1 protein-coding gene is annotated in these 411 nt (G+C 45.7%); it reads right to left on the bottom strand.

The window, feature by feature from the left end; all coding sequences use genetic code 11:
- The coding region (locus VF724_RS21385; protein ID WP_371756252.1) for a hypothetical protein at positions 1-381 on the bottom strand (381 nt) is incomplete at its 3' end.
- Positions 382-411: the final 30 nt, after the last annotated feature.

Below are 411 nucleotides of genomic sequence, written 5' to 3'. Positions count from 1 at the left end.
ACGAACGCTGAGTGAGCGATCGGGAAACAAATCTTGTACAATTTGTTTCGTCCCCAGTACCGAATTGCCAAGTGAAAGCGGAACCTGCGGCAACGCGAGCAACACAAATCCCGTGAGAACATCCTGCACTGTGGGAACCTGAAATTCAGGCAGGTGTAAACCTATGCTTTGTGCTACTATTGCAGTATCAAGCTTGAAGGTAAAAGCATAAACTGCGCCTAACATAATGACGAATAAAGCGGCGGGATATTTCTTATTGCCGATAAGAAAGATAGTCACAATAAATGCGACAGCTGCCAACCAATATCCTGGAACCGAATCCGCCTGAACATATTCTTTAAGAGACAGCGTCGCTAATTGCAAGCCTAAACCAAGCTGCATTCCGCGAATTACAACCTTCGGTACGATACG

The organism is Ferviditalea candida, assembly GCF_035282765.1.
In the GTDB taxonomy this organism is placed as follows: Bacteria; Bacillota; Bacilli; order Paenibacillales; family KCTC-25726; genus Ferviditalea; species Ferviditalea candida.
The sequence above is the reverse complement of the archived record's forward strand: the minus strand, read 5'-3'. Positions and strand labels throughout refer to the sequence as shown.